We start from the raw sequence: 15,470 nt of genomic DNA on the forward strand, positions 1-15,470 counted from the left end.
TGACTCCACTATCTGTCTACGAAACGTCTATGGGTGTGGATACTCATCAAAATGCCAAAGCCTGTCATCAGTGTTAGCATCGAGGTTCCACCATAGCTGATTAAGGGCAAAGGCACACCAACAACAGGCAAGATCCCTGATACCATGCCGATGTTTACAAATACATACACAAAGAAGGTTAAAGTAATACTGCCAGCGAGTAAACGGGCAAAACTGGTTTGCGCACGTGACGCGATAACCAGTCCGCGTCCTATAACATAAAGATAAAGGCTGAGTAATATCAAGCTACCAATTAAGCCAAACTCCTCGCCAATCACGGCGAAAATAAAGTCGGTGTGGCGCTCTGGAAGAAATTCGAGTTGCGACTGAGTGCCGCCTAACCAACCTTTGCCCCACAAACCGCCTGAGCCAATGGCAATCTTCGATTGAATAATATGGTAACCCGCTCCTAATGGATCTTTCTCCGGATCGAGTAGGGTGAGTACTCGAGTGCGTTGATAATTATGCATCAAGAAAAACCACAATACTGGGAGTAACGCCAATACACTACCAATAAAGCTACCGACGATCGCCCAACTCATTCCCGACAAGAAGAGGACAAATATACCCGATGCGGCAACCAAAATGGACGTACCTAGATCGGGTTGTTTGGCGATTAACAGTGTTGGGACGAGTAAAATAATTCCCGCTCCAACGAGATAACGTTTTTTCGGGGGCAGGGGAAACTTACTGATATACCAAGCCATAGTGATCGGGAAAGCCAGCTTCATTAGCTCAGAGGGCTGAAACTCCATAAACCCTAAGTTCAACCAACGCTGTGCGCCTTTGTTGATCTCGCCAAAGAAATGTACCCCGAGTAATAAGCCTATGCCTGTGATATAGATAGGAAAAGCCCAACGCCTAAGCACTTCGGGATTGATTTGGGCGACGAATAGCATAATGCCAAGGGACAGCCCCATACGGATAATCTGGCGCTCCATGAGTGCTATATCCTCACCGCCAGCAGAGTAGATCACAAATAGGCCAAAACACATTAAGGCTAATAGTCCTAGCAGCAAGGGCAGATCGATATGCAGTCGCTGCCATATATTGGGGCGATGGCTATGGACGGTCATGGTTTGGATTCCCTGCAGTCTCTATCGGTAAGTTATCTCGTAAGATATATTCATCTAACAGTGAGCGAGCCACAGGGCCAGCATTGACGCCACCCCAGCCCGCATTTTCAAGTACTACGGCTAATACGATAGTCGGCGCTTCGTAGGGCGCGTAGGCGACGATTAAAGCATTATCTCGAAGATGTTCGTCGATGGTGTCGGCGTCATATTTTTCATCTTCAGCCACACTAAACACCTGTGCCGTACCCGTCTTCATCGCAGCGTTATAGCCTGCATCAATAAAACGAGATCTGTGGGCGGTATCTTTCATTGCTGAGTTGATGATCTTCCAGTTATTAGGATCTTTCAATTCTACTGGGGGCATTTTATCGATTGGCGTGTCGACTCTAACCGTGTCATCTTTAATTGATTTAAGGAGGTGAGGCACGTAGCGCTCGCCTTTGTTGGCTAAAATCGTGACGGCATTAGCTAATTGCAGAGGAGTGGTGGTCCAGTAACCTTGGCCAATCCCGACAGAGATCGTATCGCCATTATACCAAGGTTGGTTATAGCGAATGCGCTTCCAATCTCTTGAGGGCATGATGCCGGCTGACTCTTCGAAAATATCGACACCTGTTCGTTCGCCAAAGCCAAACCGAGTCATAAAGGTGCTAATGTTGTCGATACCTGTCTTATAGGCTAAGTCATAAAAATAGGTGTCACAGGAGTGCACAATTGCCCCCGTTACATCTACCCAGCCATGGCCCCAACGCTTCCAGTCGCGGTATTTTCTTTCTATGCCAGGCATTTGCCAAAAACCTGGATCCCAAACACGGGTTTTAGCGGTAACCACTTTCTCTTCGAGTCCAAGCAGGGCGAGGTGAGGCTTTACCGTTGAGGCTGGCGCATATTGGCCTTGCGTGGCGCGGTTGATTAATGGTCGTGAGCGAGAGTTGAGTAGTTCGCGATAGGCTTTTGAGCTAATACCATGCACAAATTGATTCGGGTCATAACTCGGGCTCGATACCATAGCTAGGATGCCGCCATCACGAGGGTCGATTGCCACAATCGAGCCTCTTCTGCCATCTAAGAGCTCCATGGCCTTTTTCTGTAGCTTGAGATCTAAGGTTAAATAGATATCTTGACCCGGCTCTGGTGCTACAGATTTTAACGTCCTGATGGTACGGCCGCGGTTATTCACCTCCTCTTCGAGATGCCCAGGCATACCGTGAAGCAGGTTCTCATAAAATTTTTCGATGCCTTGTTTACCGATGTCTTTGGTTGCGGCGTAATTTTTCCATTGGCCATTACTTTGAAGCGCCCATTGGTCTTTACTGTTGATGCGTCCAACGTAACCCAGCACGTGAGTTAATAGACTTCCGTAGGGATAATAACGCTTCAGTCCAGCCTCGACTGAGAAGCCGGGGAATTTATGCTGATTAACGCTGAACTCGGCGACCTCATCTTCTGAGAGTCGATTTTTAATGGTGAGAGGCTTGAATCTGCGGTGGAATTTAAGCGACTCCAGGACGCTTTCTCGTTCATCACTGCTGATGGCGATAACCTGACTTAATTCATCGAGCGCTGCAGGGATATCTTTGACTTTTTCAGGGATCAGCTCTAACGAGAAAAAAGGCTGATTCTCCGCCAATAGTTTGCCATGTCTATCGTATATAAGGCCACGACTGGGGGCGACAGGAACTACTCGGATACGATTATCATTCGAGCGCGTTTCATAATCTTTGAAGGAGAGGACCTGTAATTGATATAGATTGCTAAGCAGAATGCTGAGTAAAATGATAACGCAGACAAAAGTGAATATTGCTCGTCGTTTGAATAGTGATGCTTCGGCTGCATGATCATGCATAGCCATCCGTTTACGTGGCGCCAATTATACTCTCTCCAGCAGTAAGTTGGTGTTCGCAATCATTAGCCTATCCTTGAGTTTCCGATGGAATAGGGAAGAGTCATTACTCTCTGTGATACGGATGGTTGTTATTGATGCTCCAAGCTCTATACAAGCTTTCGGCAACCAACACCCTTACTAAGGGGTGAGGTAAGGTCAGCGCGGAAAGACACCAGCTTTGCGTCGCGGCTTGCTTACAGGCGGGGGAAAGTCCTTCTGGACCGCCAATGAGTAAGCTAACATCTCGTCCATCGTGCTGCCAGCAATTAAGCTGGGTAGCCAGTTCTGGTGTTGTCCAGTTTTTGCCTGGTAGGTCTAGGCTAACAATATGATTGCCTTTGGGGATTGCTGCCAACATTAGCTCGCCTTCCTTGTGGAGGATCCGAGCTATATCGGCATTCTTTCCGCGCTTACCCGCTGGGATCTCAGTTAATTCAAACGGCATATCGCGTGGAAATCGACGCTGATACTCTTCAAATCCTGTAGTGACCCAACCGGGCATGCGTGTGCCTACGGCGACTAACTGTAACTTCATTACTCTGGCTTTTCAGACCACAGCTTTTCAAGCTGGTAAAATTCACGGGTCTGATCTTGCATGACATGGACGATAACATCGCCAAGGTCAACGAGTACCCATTCGCTACTATCGCGACCTTCCACACCGTGGATGTGTAGGTTTGCACGTTTGGCTTCTAGTACAACGTTTTCGGCAATCGCTTTAACGTGGGTTTTAGAGGTTCCTGAACATACAACCATAAAATCGGTGATATTTGATTGCTCAGATACATCTAATACTGCGATATCTCTCGCTTTTAAATCTTCGACTTTGTCGATTACAAACTGTTTTAGCTCGGCGCTTTGCACGCGGTTTTCCTCATTCATTTTTGACAGCGAGGCAGTATAACAGGTTATATGGCCAAAGTAATTGCCAATAGCGGCTAGCTGATAGGGATTTTTGAACTAAATCGTGGTGGGTTTGAGGCGCGGATGTGTTGGTTAACGATACAAGCCATGTTCCGTAATATAGGTGCTGATCACCTCGGGCATAGCATCATCTGTAAGCTTATTACTGGCTAGTTGCGCACGAATATCGGTTGATGAATAGGGCTGTTCGGTGATATCGACGGTGAAAATGATACCGCTATATTCTTGATTCAGCTCGGCAGTCGCTAAACTGTGTTTGTCACCAGCATGTTTTTCGAGTAACTGTTGCATCAGCGGATTGTCGGCCACTTGCCATCCGGGACGCTGACATACCACAATGTGGCATAATGTCAGTAATCGTTGCCATTGATACCAGCTAGGTAAATTGACAAAAGAATCCATTCCCATGATAAACAGTAGATGATCCTTAGGATGGGTTTTACGCAGTGCCTCCAGGGTGGCAACCGAATAGGAGGGCGTATCTCGCTTTGCCTCTATGTCACATAACACTAATTGCGGATATTGCTCACACACCAGATTTGCCATTGCTAATCTGTGTTTGGTGCTGCTATTAGGCTGCTGCTTATGGGGCGGAATGTGGTTTGGCATTAACCAAATTTGATCGAGATCGAGTGCTTGATATACCTCAAGCAATGGATTGATGTGACCAAAATGGATTGGGTCGAAAGTGCCGCCCAGAATGCCTATTTTCATCTTATTCGAGTTCGATATGGTTTAAATGCTGATGTGCTGCTGGGTCGTATAACAGACAGAGATGACTTAGGGCGGTCCAATCCTCGATTCCTTGCTGCTTTAATCTGAGTTCTGTTTTAGATGCAAAAGCCAGCATGGTTTCTATCTGGTGCAGTGATAATCGAGTTAACGCGGCTTGATACAGGGCTTTACGTTTATCCCAAATACGTAATTTACTCCACATGGATTGGATATTTTCGCCCATCTCTTGAGCACGCTTAAGTTCAAATAGCGTGGTAAGCTCTTTGAATTGTCCCCAGAGTAATATCGGCATTGCAATCCCTTCCGACTGGAGTTGCGATAAGATATGTTGCGCCTTATCTTGCTGATTGCTCAAGAGTACATCGGCCAATTGAAACACGGTAAAGCGAGATTGATCTTCAAAATACAGAGCTAATTGTTGGCTGCTAATTTGTTGATTTGGGCTAAGCAGTTGCAGTAGTTGCAAGGCTTGATCGGCCGCCAACAAGTTACCTTCATAGAGACTAAACAGCATCTGCTGTGCATCTTGAGTAAGATTAAGATTAAAGTGTTGTATACGAGTATTGAGCCAGCGCTGAAATTGCGCGCCTTCAGGTGTCGTGCAGGGGATGTATATCCCGTGGTTATCAAGTGTTTTAAACCATTTTGATTTGGTTTGCTCACTGGCAAGCTTCGGACCTGTTATCACCAAGAGTATATCGGGATTAACCGATTGCATTATGGCTTGCAGCTGCGCGCTACCTTCTGCGCCGGGCTTTGCCTGAGGCAGATTAAGCTCAATTATACGCCGACTAGCGAAGAGGCTCATGGTATTCCACTCTTCGATAAGATCGTTCCAGTTAAATCCGGTTTCTTGAGTGAGGTGGATCTTCTCTTCAAATCCCTCTTTTTTGGCTTGTGCGTAAATGACCGCTTTAACGGTTTCACATTGCCAAGGGTCATCACCGAAGACTAAATAGCAGGGCTTAAGTGGTGCTATCTGTTTAGCAAGTTGATCTGGATAAATCCGCATCAATTGGTCTCGATTGAAGCCAAAATTTGGATGATCTGATCGGCGGCTTGAATGCGCATCTCTTTTACCAGTAGTTCCATTTCGCGGCTCTTAGCAAGTGCCGTACGAGGATCATCGAGGTAATCTCGATGGATATCGACATTAAAGCTTTGCGCTTCTCGCTTTGGTTGCTGCACGACAAATGAGACTTGATAATTTAGCTCATACTCGGCCACGTTACCTGTGGGATAGAGTGACAGGGTCGATCTGTCGAGTGAATCCCCAAGAATGCGTAAAGTAGGTGTGGTATCCGTTTGTGGAACCACATCAATGCTGTTTAGGCGCAAGCGTTCACGAACTAGACGAGTGAGCTCACTGTACTCATCTTGACTACTAAGATGTAATGACTTTAGCTCATCAGGGATCGAGTAACTGCGCTGAAGTTTAAAACCACAGCCGCTGGTGGCTAAGAGAGTGAGTGTCAATAAGGCGAAACACAAGCGTTTAATAAGCATAGGCTCGGCTATTTCCTAAGTTGATGAGGCTTGACCATCGAGGTGATGGCCAAGCCAAGGGCTTTCTAGTTTGCTACTATCCCGTTTGTTGCAATCTAGTTAGCAACAATGTTTAGTAGCTTGCCTGGCACGTAAATCACTTTGCGTACTGTTTTGCCTTCGGTGTGTTTTATGACACCTTCTTCTGCCATACCTAATGCTTCGACAGTCTTTTGATCTGCGTCAGCGGCAACGGTGATTTTTGCCCGTACTTTACCGTTCACAGAGACGACGATTAGCTTACTGTCTTCAACGAGTGCCGACTCATCGACTTCTGGCCATAGCACTTCTTCAATCGCCTGTTCGTGACCTAAGGCTTGCCATAGGCTAAAACAGGTGTGAGGAATGATTGGATACAGAAGACGAACAACAGCACATAATGCTTCTTGCATTAACGCGCGATCTTGCTCTGTTTCCATCGCTGCTTTTTGCAGACGGTTCATCAATTCCATAACCGAGGCAATTGCGGTGTTGAACATCTGACGACGTTCAACATCATCGCCGACCTTGGCAATGGTTTTATGCAATTCACGGCGTAGCTCTTTTTGTGCAGGGTTAAGTGCAGCAAGATCTAATGGGCTAGTTTTACCTAGAGACACATGATCATGAGCGAGCTTCCACAAACGCTTAATGAAGCGGTGGGCGCCTTCAACGCTAGACTCTTGCCACTCAAGAGTAAGCTCTGGTGGTGCGGCGAACATCATAAATAGACGCACTGTATCGGCGCCATATTTATCGACCATCTCTTGTGGGTCGATGCCGTTGTTTTTCGACTTAGACATCTTGCTCATGCCAGTATAGACCAACTCATGGCCTTGGCTGTCTACCGCTTTAACAATACGACCCTTGTCATCGGTTTCGGTGACTGTCGCGTCATTAGGTGAAACCCAAACGCGCGCGCCTTTCTCGTCGTTATAGTAGAAGGCATCAGCCAACACCATACCTTGAGTCAGTAGACGTTTAGCCGGCTCGTCACTGTTAACTAAGCCGATATCACGCAGCAATTTGTGGAAGAAACGGAAGTAAAGCAGGTGCATACATGCATGCTCAATACCACCGATATATTGGTCCACAGGGAGCCAGTAGTTCGCTTTTGCAGGATCGAGCATCTCATCGGCATGTGGGCTGCAGTAGCGCGCATAATACCAAGATGACTCCATAAAGGTGTCGAAGGTATCGGTTTCTTTAAAGGCTTCTTGTCCGTTTACCTGAGTCTTGGCCCACTCTTTATCTGCCTTGATTGGGCTTTGGATACCATCCATCACCACATCTTCAGGCAAAATCACGGGCAGTTGATCTTCGGGGGTTGGCATTACAGTGCCATCAGCCAAAGTTACCATTGGGATCGGTGCGCCCCAGTAACGCTGACGAGAAACCCCCCAATCGCGTAGACGGAAGTTAACTTGACGCTTACCTTTACCTTCACTTGACAATCTAGCATCGATTGCATCAAATGCGGCTTGGAAATCAAGGCCATCTAACTCTGGGAACGCCTCGCCAGAGTTAAATACAATTCCCTTCTCGGTATAAGCTTCTTTACTAATATCAAGCTCACCATCGACAGGCTTAATCACGCCCTCGATTGCTAGGCCATATTTAGTCGCAAATTCATAATCACGTTGGTCATGACCTGGCACCGACATTACTGCGCCAGTACCATAGTTCATCAATACAAAGTTAGCCGCCCAAATTGGCACTAACTTACCTGTGAGCGGATGAATCGCCTTAAGACCGGTATCGACGCCTTTCTTCTCCATCGCTGCCATAGCGGCTTCTGTGGTGTCGGCATTCTTACACTCTTCGATAAAGTCGCTGAGCGCCGGGTTATTTGCTGCGGCCTGTTCTGCTAATGGGTGACCTGCGGCAATTGCCACATAAGTCACGCCCATTACGGTATCGGGGCGAGTGGTATAGATATCGAAACTCTGATCGCTATCAGCCACTTGGAAGGTCATCTCGATACCTTCGCTGCGACCGATCCAGTTACGCTGCATGGTCTTAACTTGCTCAGGCCATTCATCTAACTGGTCGATGTCGTTTAGTAACTCTTCGGCATAGTCTGTGATCTTAATGAACCACTGGGGGATCTCTTTCTGGACAACTTGTGTGTCACAGCGCCAGCAGCAGCCGTCTTGAACCTGCTCGTTTGCCAGTACGGTTTCATCATTTGGACACCAGTTCACTGAGGCGGTTTTCTTGTAGACCAGGCCTTTCTCATAAAGCTTGGTGAAGAACCACTGCTCCCAGCGGTAGTATTCAGGTGTACAGGTGGCGATTTCACGGCTCCAATCGTAACCGAATCCCAGCATCTTTAGCTGGTTCTTCATGTAGTCGATGTTTTCGTATGTCCAAGGCGCGGGCGCGGTCTTATTATTGATCGCGGCATTTTCAGCTGGCAGACCAAAAGAGTCCCAACCTATCGGTTGTAATACGTTTTTTCCTTGCAGGCGCTGGTAACGCGCAACTACATCGCCTATGGTGTAGTTACGGACATGGCCCATATGCAGTCGACCAGATGGATAAGGAAACATAGAGAGACAGTAAAATTTCTCTTTGTTCTCATCTTCGGTTACTTCAAATGTTTTAGTGTCTTGCCAGTGCTGTTGCACCTTAGCTTCAATCTCTGAAGGTAGATATTGCTCTTGCATTGATGATTCCCGGCCATGCCGCTTATTATTTGATCTTGCGCACATTGCGCGCGAGTTAGATCTGCATAGAATAAACTAGAAGTGAGTTATTAAAAAGGTTCGCATGAAGGAGTATTGAACATGAGTGAACGAAGCAGTGCGTTACTATCGCTTTATGAGGCGTTGTTCTCTAAAGTGAAGTCAGACTTTTCGGAAGATAACTCAATGACTGTAAAGGAGTTATACAATGTTGTCACCGCGAGCAAGGAGTTTTTAGTTCTCAAGCAGCAGGCGAAAGAAGATGAAATTGCATTGGTCGAACAATTTTTAAAACGTGACATTGCCAACTACTTACAGGAGAAAAATGCTACCGACTTAAGTCATAGCCCATCAGTTATTGTGGCTGAGAACACTTTATGGCACTGGCTGAGTGAAATCACCGACCGCAGTCAAATGGAATGGCATGAGGTTAGCCAAGACTTTAAGCATAATGGTTACTATCAGAGTGGTGAGATAGTGGGTCAGGGGATCATGGTTTGCACTGGGTGTGGTCATGAGATGCGCATCGAGTTCCCTGGTGTTATCCCTGATTGTCCTAAGTGTGATTGTGGGCAGTTTACCCGAGAAGCCTTAGCGCCATAATGTTGTGAGCTGGCGGTTTTGTCGATAGCTAAAGTAGTAACCATAGTCGACCAATAGAGCACTTTGGTTGTCGTCCGAGCCGATGTAACGACATTAGGATTGTTATATCGGTTCACCAAAGTGCCATGAAAATTGAGCCATTTTTGTATCGTTATTGTCGGGCTAATCCCGATAGCCGGTGGAATATTGAACATTCCATCACCAATGCAGTAACCGCAACCAATACTACAACCATAACCACAAAAGCTTGGCGTTAGAGCTTAGCGTAAACCCTGATTATTTATTCCATTTGAGCATAGCTTGTTGCAGTTTTTTAAAAGGCTTAAGCTTTAAAAGACTTAAGCCAAATATTAAAAAGCTCAGCAGTAACACAGGCCATTGTCCCCATTTAGAAAATAGGGTTTCACCTGTAACGAGTGGAATACTGGCATGAAGTACACCCGTTTCAAACTGGGGTAACTTGTCAGTGATCTCTCCCTTGCTGTTTACAATAGCAGTAATCCCATTATTGGTTGATCTAACCAAGGGACGTCCTAGCTCTATGGCTCGCATCTGTGCTATTTCCATATGTTGTAGCGGCCCGTTCGAGGCGCCAAACCAAGCATCGTTGGAGACGGTTAATAGCAGCTCTGTGTCGGCATTGACGTTGGCTCGTAATTGCTCTGGAAAGGCAATTTCATAGCAGATGGCTGGAGCAATTTGATGGCCTACAGCATTCAAATTAGGCTGCTGGAAATCACCGCGAGCAAATGAAGACATTGGCAGATTAAAAAAGGGCGCTAATGGCCGAAGTAGAGCTTCAAGTGGCACAAACTCACCTATAGGTAATAGATGATGCTTTTTGAATTCATTATGGCCACCGCCTTGATAATCGGCTGAGTCTTGGACTGCTTGATTGTGATTGCCCAGCACGATTAAAGAGTTATAAAAGCTGTCTTGTTGCTGGCTTATGACACCCGTAATGATGGCGCTATTATTGAGGCTGGCGATTTTGTTCGCATTATCGAGAAAGTCGGCCACCATATGTTCTGGTGCCGGAATAGCCGCTTCTGGCCAGATAAAAATATCAGTATTGGCAAACTCAGGCCGAGACAGATCCATATATTTGAGCATAGTTGGCCAGAGCGCTTCTGGTTGCCATTTCATACTTTGGGGAATGTTGCCTTGAACTAAAGTGACATTGACGCTTTTCCCACTCTGCGTTATTGGCGACAAGGTACTAGCTAGGTAGCTGCAACATAATAGCGTACCCGTAAGGATAACAAGTGGAGTCGCGCGTTTGAGTATAGAGGAGGTCTGGTTAAACAGTAAGGTCATCGCTCCTGCCAGCAATGCCACGCTATAGCTTAATCCTAACGCGCCAATGACGCTTGCCAGTTCGCTTAATGGACCGCTAGTTTGTGTATATCCAGCCCATAACCAAGGAAAGCCAGTTAATACCCAGCCTCTGGCCCATTCGCTGAGAACCCAGAGCGCGGGAAACAGCAATAGATAGCGTACTAGGTGAGATTGGGGAGATAACTTGGCCAGCAGTGTTCCAGCGATAGCCGGGTATAGTGCTAAGTATAGGGCTAGGAGAGCCATGAGTCCGACAGAGGCGATGAGGGGGAGACCGCCAAAAGTGTCCATACTGACATGAACCCAGCTTATCCCTACAGAAAAACAACCAAAGCCAAAGCTGAGCCAATATCTGAAGGCCTGTTTTGGCGATAAAGATTGGCTTTGCCCTAGGGCAAATGCCATGGCGATTAAGTAGATTGGCCATAGGCCATAGGGTGCAAATGAAAGCGCAGTACTGGCACCTGCGAGATAAGCAAGTACCAGTCTGATTTTAGGTTGATGGGCTATTGCCCTAAGTCGTAGCAGCATTGAAGCCTCATCAAAGGAGTGAAGAGATTAAACGTTATCGTCTTCTGTTTGGGGATCGGGAAGTTTTACCCTGAGTTGAACTAATCTGCGAGTATCGGCGCTAATCACTTTGAATTCGATATCATCGATCATGACTTTTTCATTGCGTTCGGGTAGGTGTCCAAAAGCATGTGACACTAAACCGCCAACTGTATCAAATTCTTCATCACTAAATTGGGTACCAAAAGTTTCGTTAAAGTCTTCAATAGGCGTTAATGCTTTCAGCATATACAACTGCTTACCCACTTTACGAATTTCGGTTTCTTCAGCAGAATCATGGTCAAATTCATCTTCGATTTCGCCCACGATCTCCTCTAGGATATCTTCGATGGTCACCAGTCCTGATACTCCACCATATTCATCGACGACAATTGCCATATGGTAGCGTTGAGAACGGAACTCTTTGAGTAGTACATCGACACGCTTACTTTCAGGTACAACAACGGCTGGGCGGATAACTTGCCCAAGAGAGAAGGGTTCATCGTTGTTTTTGAAACCGTATTGAAGCAGATCTTTAGCCAGTAAAATACCTTCGATATGATCTTTATCTTCATTGACGACAGGAAAGCGTGAATGTGCAGAGCTAATAACAGTAGAGAGCAGTTCTTCTACCGTATTATCTATCTTTAGCGCCACAATTTGTGCTCGTGGGATCATGATGTCACGCACGCGCAGATCGGAAACTTCTAAAACACCTTTAATCATCTCGCGAGTATCTTCGCTGATCACTTCTCGTAATTCAGCATCGTGGATCACCTCCACCAACTCATCGCGACTCTGTGGTTCGCCCTGGAATAACTGACTTACTTTTTCAAACCAGCCCTTCTTATGGGCGTTGGTACTCGGTGGGATATCGTCACTCATAGTATTTTCTTGACCAATATGGTCAACTATTGCTCCTTGTAAGGATTTGGAAAGCCTAAACTTTCAATAAGTTGAGTCTCTAAAGACTCCATCTCTTCAGCTTCGCTGTCAACGATGTGATCATACCCTAGCAGATGAAGACAACCATGTACAACCATGTGGGCCCAATGGGCTTCTAAAGTTTTGTGTTGTTCTGATGCTTCAGTTTCTACAACTGGAACGCAGATCACTAAATCACCTAGCAGAGGTAACTCTACTTCTGGTGGTGATTCAAATGGGAATGATAGCACATTTGTTGGCTTGTCTTTACCGCGATAAGTGTGATTTAAACTCTGACTCTCATGTTTGTTCACTAAACGAATCGTCAATTCCGCTTCCGCCATGGTGTTACCGAGTGCTAAGCGAACCCAAGTCTCAAATTGGTCTCGGGTTGGCAATGCATTACTATCGATAGCGATTTGAAGATCTAACGCGATAGCGGGACTCTTAGGCGTCATGAGGCGTTTGTTCCTTCAATAAATATTGGCTTTCGCGTTTGGCCTTTTCGCTAGCCATCTTTTGCTCATGGACTTCATAAGCTTCGACGATACGAGCAACGACGGGATGACGTACCACATCTTTGGCTTGGAAGAAGTTAAAACTGACTTCATCGACATCGCTTAGCACTTCGATGGCATGGCGTAGACCCGATTTTTGACTTTTGGGTAGATCGATTTGAGTAATATCACCAGTTATTACCGCACGAGAATTAAAGCCGATACGAGTTAAAAACATCTTCATCTGCTCAACCGTGGTGTTTTGACTTTCGTCCAAGATGATAAATGCATCATTTAAAGTTCGGCCGCGCATATAGGCCAGCGGCGCGACTTCAATCACACTGCGTTCGATAAGGCGCTCAACTTTTTCAAAGCCCATCATCTCAAATAGTGCGTCATATAAGGGGCGTAGATAAGGGTCGACCTTCTGGCTCAAATCGCCTGGCAGGAAGCCCAACTTTTCACCGGCTTCGACAGCGGGCCTTGTCAGTAAGATGCGTCTGACTTCTTGGCGTTCAAGTGCATCGACTGCCGCGGCGACAGCAAGATAGGTCTTGCCTGTACCCGCTGGACCTACGCCAAAACTGATATCGTGACGAACAATATTAGCCACATAATCACTCTGATTGGGGTTTCTAGGCTTTATAACGCCGCGTTTCGTTTTGATATACAGCTCGGCGTCATCGCGAGGCGCTTCGGCTTCAAGGGCGATAGCTTCTTGAATCGCCACATGTACCGTGTCTGGTTCGAGATCGGGAGTGCTACCACGTACAGGCTGAGTCTCTACATATAACTCTTTTAATAGATTATTAGCAGTTAGACAGTTTCTAGCTTGTCCCATGATCTGAAAGTGGTTGTTACGATAGTTGATCTCTACACCAATCCGGCGTTCAAGTTGCTTGATATTGTCGTCAAAAGGTCCGCAAAGTGATGCGAGTCGGCGGGTATCAGAAGGTTCTAAATAAAGATTTAGAGTAGTTAATTTATTTGACAAAAATAACTCCAGATAATGTTTGTCTTTATCTACGACTAGGGTCAAAGATGATAATCACAGTTTACGAGTCATTAAGCGGAAATGCTAATGCTATTTAATCGATAAAATAGCTTGCCAACAACGTGGTTGTTTCATCGTGCTTATATAACAAAAAGCGACTGGGTTAACAGTCGCTTTTGATTAGCGTTTAGTGACCCTGCTTCCTAGTTTAAGGAATATATTGGGTCACGCCTAAGTCATCATCCTTCTTATGCTTAGCTAAGATATCTGATGGACGAAGGTTACGACGTAGATCCATCTCATCCTCGCCACGGATAAAGGTTCCGCGCAGCGAGTTGGTGTAGACATCAACAATCTCAACATCGACAAAGCTGCCAATGTGCTTAGGATCGCCTTCGAAATTAACCACACGACTGTTTTCGGTACGGCCGCGCAGTTCCATTGGGTTTTTCACCGATGGTCCTTCAACTAAGATACGCTGAACAGTGCCTAGCATTTGACGACTATAACGCATCGCTTGTTGAGTAATGCGATCTTGTAAGATAGCAAGACGCTCTTTCTTCTCTTCAAGTGACACATCATCGGGCAGATCTGCCGCTGGTGTGCCTGGGCGTGCACTATAGATAAAGCTAAAGCTGTGATCGAACTGAACATCTTCAATTAACTTCATGGTATCGGCAAAGTCTTGCTTAGATTCACCAGGGAAACCAATGATAAAGTCAGAGCTTATCTGAATATCAGGACGAGCCTTGCGCAGACGACGTATGATTGACTTATATTCAATCGCCATATGGCCACGTTTCATCTGGGTCAAAATTAGATCTGAACCCGACTGAACGGGTAGGTGCAGAAAGCTAACCAGCTCAGGCGTATCTTCATAAACATCTATGATGTCTTGGGTAAACTCAATTGGATGGCTGGTGGTAAACCGGATACGGTCGATACCATCGATAGCGGCGACATAACGCAGTAACTCTGCAAAGGTACAAATATCATCGTCGTGGGTTGCACCGCGGAAGGCGTTAACGTTTTGGCCAAGTAGGTTGACTTCACGTACGCCTTGCTCTGCTAGTTGAGCGATTTCTAGGATCACATCATCAACAGGGCGACTCACCTCTTCACCGCGAGTGTATGGTACTACGCAGAAAGAACAGTATTTGCTGCAACCTTCCATGATAGAAACGAACGCGCTTGGGCCATCGGCACGAGGCTCTGGCAGACGGTCAAACTTCTCAATTTCAGGGAAGGTTACATCGATAACCGCCTTACCGCCTTGCTGGATCTGATCGATCATCTCTGGTAGGCGATGTAAGGTCTGGGGACCAAAGATAATATCTACGCATTGGGCGCGATCTTTAATCGCCTTGCCTTCTTGAGATGCAACGCAGCCACCGACACCGATAATCAGGTTCGGGTTTTTATCTTTTAAGGTCTTCCAGCGACCAAGCTGGTGGAACACTTTCTCTTGTGCTTTTTCACGAATAGAGCAAGTGTTCAGCAGGAGTACGTCCGCTTCTTCAGCTTCCTCGGTTAAGGTATAACCTTGGTATTCGTCTAATAGGTCGGCCATCTTTGATGAGTCATACTCATTCATCTGACAGCCCCAAGTTTTTATATGGAGTTTCTTACTCATCAGTTTGCGCCGTGGTTGCAATTACTGGAAAAATAGCGCGACATTTTACCCTCTGAGTACAG

At 46.3% G+C, this 15,470-nt stretch carries 14 protein-coding genes; 1 reads left to right on the forward strand and 13 read right to left on the reverse strand.

Annotated elements, in window-relative coordinates:
* Positions 1-8: 8 nt before the first annotated feature.
* The 8 genes from rodA to leuS all read right to left on the reverse strand — a co-directional run bounded on the left by rodA (position 9) and on the right by leuS (position 8,852).
* Complete coding sequence (gene rodA, locus K0I73_RS04785; RefSeq protein ID WP_220063378.1) at positions 9-1,115, reverse strand: rod shape-determining protein RodA; 1,107 nt, start codon at positions 1,113-1,115, stop codon at positions 9-11.
* Positions 1,102-2,985: a penicillin-binding protein 2 gene (gene mrdA / locus K0I73_RS04790; RefSeq protein ID WP_220063379.1), complete on the reverse strand. Its 1,884-nt coding sequence runs from the start codon at positions 2,983-2,985 to the stop codon at positions 1,102-1,104. Before mrdA ends, rodA begins: the two co-directional genes overlap by 14 nt.
* Positions 2,986-3,064: 79 nt before the next feature.
* Entirely contained in the window at positions 3,065-3,535 is a 471-nt protein-coding gene (gene rlmH / locus K0I73_RS04795; RefSeq protein ID WP_220063380.1) for a 23S rRNA (pseudouridine(1915)-N(3))-methyltransferase RlmH, read from the reverse strand.
* The gene (gene rsfS / locus K0I73_RS04800; protein ID WP_220063381.1) at positions 3,535-3,864 is read right to left on the reverse strand and encodes a ribosome silencing factor; all 330 of its coding nucleotides are present in this window, start codon (positions 3,862-3,864) and stop codon (positions 3,535-3,537) included. The genes rlmH and rsfS overlap by 1 nt, the downstream gene beginning before the upstream one ends.
* 132 nt (positions 3,865-3,996) lie before the next feature.
* Entirely contained in the window at positions 3,997-4,638 is a 642-nt protein-coding gene (gene nadD, locus K0I73_RS04805; RefSeq protein WP_220063382.1) for a nicotinate-nucleotide adenylyltransferase, read from the reverse strand.
* Position 4,639: 1 nt separating this feature from the next.
* Positions 4,640-5,671: a DNA polymerase III subunit delta gene (gene holA / locus K0I73_RS04810; RefSeq protein WP_220063383.1), complete on the reverse strand. Its 1,032-nt coding sequence runs from the start codon at positions 5,669-5,671 to the stop codon at positions 4,640-4,642.
* Positions 5,671-6,165 (reverse strand): LPS-assembly lipoprotein LptE, encoded by a 495-nt coding sequence (locus K0I73_RS04815; RefSeq protein WP_220063384.1) that lies wholly within the window; start codon positions 6,163-6,165, stop codon positions 5,671-5,673. The genes holA and K0I73_RS04815 overlap by 1 nt, the downstream gene beginning before the upstream one ends.
* 95 nt (positions 6,166-6,260) lie before the next feature.
* The gene (leuS, locus tag K0I73_RS04820; protein WP_220063385.1) at positions 6,261-8,852 is read right to left on the reverse strand and encodes a leucine--tRNA ligase; all 2,592 of its coding nucleotides are present in this window, start codon (positions 8,850-8,852) and stop codon (positions 6,261-6,263) included.
* A 120-nt stretch (positions 8,853-8,972) separates the two neighbouring features.
* On the opposite strand from leuS, the gene K0I73_RS04825 reads away from it, so the two are divergent.
* Positions 8,973-9,473 carry a zinc ribbon-containing protein gene (locus K0I73_RS04825; RefSeq protein WP_220063386.1) on the forward strand — a complete coding sequence of 167 codons (501 nt, stop codon included), beginning with the start codon at positions 8,973-8,975 and terminating at the stop codon, positions 9,471-9,473.
* Between the two features lie 276 nt (positions 9,474-9,749).
* On the opposite strand, the gene lnt is transcribed toward K0I73_RS04825, so the two are convergent.
* The 5 genes from lnt to miaB all read right to left on the reverse strand — a co-directional run bounded on the left by lnt (position 9,750) and on the right by miaB (position 15,408).
* On the reverse strand, positions 9,750-11,342 hold the full coding sequence (lnt, locus tag K0I73_RS04830) for an apolipoprotein N-acyltransferase (protein ID WP_220063387.1): 1,593 nt from the start codon (positions 11,340-11,342) through the stop codon (positions 9,750-9,752).
* Positions 11,343-11,369: 27 nt separating this feature from the next.
* Complete coding sequence (gene corC / locus K0I73_RS04835) at positions 11,370-12,245, reverse strand: CNNM family magnesium/cobalt transport protein CorC (protein WP_220063388.1); 876 nt, start codon at positions 12,243-12,245, stop codon at positions 11,370-11,372.
* A gap of 26 nt (positions 12,246-12,271) precedes the next feature.
* Positions 12,272-12,742: an rRNA maturation RNase YbeY gene (gene ybeY / locus K0I73_RS04840; RefSeq protein ID WP_220063389.1), complete on the reverse strand. Its 471-nt coding sequence runs from the start codon at positions 12,740-12,742 to the stop codon at positions 12,272-12,274.
* Positions 12,732-13,775, reverse strand: a complete 1,044-nt coding sequence (locus tag K0I73_RS04845) for a PhoH family protein (protein WP_220063390.1) — start codon at positions 13,773-13,775, stop codon at positions 12,732-12,734. The genes ybeY and K0I73_RS04845 overlap by 11 nt, the downstream gene beginning before the upstream one ends.
* Before the next feature lie 208 nt (positions 13,776-13,983).
* On the reverse strand, positions 13,984-15,408 hold the full coding sequence (miaB, locus tag K0I73_RS04850; protein ID WP_220063391.1) for a tRNA (N6-isopentenyl adenosine(37)-C2)-methylthiotransferase MiaB: 1,425 nt from the start codon (positions 15,406-15,408) through the stop codon (positions 13,984-13,986).
* Positions 15,409-15,470 lie beyond the last annotated feature (62 nt).

It is taken from the genome of Shewanella mesophila, assembly GCF_019457515.1.
Lineage (GTDB): Bacteria > Pseudomonadota > Gammaproteobacteria > Enterobacterales > Shewanellaceae > Shewanella > Shewanella mesophila.